The sequence below is a fragment of the Desulfosarcina cetonica JCM 12296 genome (assembly GCF_001311845.1).
GTDB classification, from domain to species: Bacteria; Desulfobacterota; Desulfobacteria; order Desulfobacterales; family Desulfosarcinaceae; genus Desulfosarcina; species Desulfosarcina cetonica.
The window spans coordinates 1-1,645 of sequence record NZ_BBCC01000426.1 but is presented as its reverse complement, the minus strand read 5'-3'; the positions used below and the strand labels follow the sequence as shown (position 1 = coordinate 1,645).

The following is a 1,645-nucleotide window of genomic DNA, read 5'->3' as shown; positions in this document are numbered from 1 at the left end:
TCGGGATAGGGAGTAGCCTCGCGGCCACCCCCTCCCACACCACCCGGCATACGGATCGCGTACCAAGGCGGTTCGGCTGATCAGGAAGGTTATTGAGCAGGCAGGAATAGTCCCCGTTCGAAGAAGTAACGAGGTGGCAGAGCAAACATCACCCACTTGACTTTGCTCATGCGCCAATACTTTTTACGCGCGTTTCCGCAAAGCATGGCGACTTTATGTGCAATGCCGCGCTTTTCCAGGTTGCGAACCCTGGTCCTCGGGTTTTTCCATTGTTTCCAGACCAGGCACCGCAGACGGCGAATTATCCAGGTTTTGATCGACTTGAACACGGACCGGGCTTCTGTGAGGCGGTAATAGTTCCACCAGCCTACCAGATACTGATTCAGCTCTTTGATAATCCGGTCCAGGCTTTTCCCCTGGTTGCGGTCCGTCAATTCCCGGACTCGCTCCTTGAAACGTGAAAACGTTTTCTGGTGAATCCGGATCTTGGTCTGGCCACACATACTGATGAAGGTAAAACCCAGGAACTTGCGGAGCCACGGTCGGCTCACTGCACTTTTCTCTTCGTTCACCTTGAGCTTGAGCTTCGCGGTGACGACCTTCGTGATGCTCTTGTTCACGCGCTCTGCGGCTTTCCGGCTTTTGCAGTAAATCCTGAAGTCGTCGGCATACCTGACGAATTTGTGGCCTCGCTTTTCCAGTTCTTTATCCAACTCATCGAGTACGATATTGGAGAGCAGCGGCGATAGAGGGCCACCTTGGGGCGTTCCTTCTATACTGGGGCTGACGAGTCCTTCGATCATCGTTCCGGCCGTCAGGTAACGGCGGATCAATTTCAGCACTCGTTTGTCCCGGATTTTGGTGGCCAGCCGACTCATCAAACGGTCGTGATGAACTCGGTCGAAAAATTTTGACAAATCCATGTCCACCACATACGTGTACCCGTCAAGCAAATAGCCCTTGGCTTGTAGAACAGCATCATGGGCAGACCGTCCCGGTCTGAATCCGTAGCTGTATTCAGAAAAGGTCGGGTCCCAGACCTGCTCCAGCATCTGAGCGATCGCCTGTTGGATAAGCCGGTCCAATACCGTGGGAATACCAAGCAAACGGACACCACCATCCGGCTTGTCAATCTCCTTCCTTCTTACCGGTAAGGGACGATAATCCCCATTTAGCAGATCCTGCTTGATCTTCGGCCAATGCCTTTTCAGGTACCCTTTCAAGTGGTTGGTTTTCATCCCATCCACGCCTGGGGCGCCCTTATTGGCAACGACCTGGTTCATTGCCCTGAGCACATTCCGTCGTTCGAGAATCAACTCCAATAACCGCTCTTTTCCTCCCAGACGTTCGGCAAGCCGCGACGCTACAAACATTTCCATCTGCTGAGGCGTTATGTTCATAAGTACACGTCTCCTACTGGTCTTTTCATTTACCCGTACCATTCGGTCCGGGCACCGTTCGGGCCTTCATCGGGGTGAGTCCTCCGGGTATACTTCTCCCTTTTTTGAGAGGCCCGGCTCGTTTCCACCGACTACTATACCCTCTGCTGACTTCTGCCATGTGATTGCCTCCCCTTGCGGTTCGGTCAGTCCACTTTCGGACAACACGGCAGATCTCCCGGGGTGAACACGCATCTTTCCGCACA

1 protein-coding gene is annotated in these 1,645 nt (G+C 53.6%); it reads right to left on the bottom strand.

Going from position 1 to position 1,645, the window contains the following annotated elements; genetic code table 11:
* Window positions 1–89: 89 nt before the first annotated feature.
* The gene (ltrA, locus tag JCM12296_RS34615) at window positions 90–1,400 is read right to left on the bottom strand and encodes a group II intron reverse transcriptase/maturase (protein WP_246805321.1); all 1,311 of its coding nucleotides are present in this window, start codon (window positions 1,398–1,400) and stop codon (window positions 90–92) included.
* Between the last annotated feature and the right edge of the window lie 245 nt (window positions 1,401–1,645).

Coding starts and splice junctions, on each gene's coding strand:
- ltrA (WP_246805321.1), bottom strand. CDS start 1,400: ATGAACATAACGCCTCAGCAGATGGAAATGTTTGTAGCGTCGCGGCTT.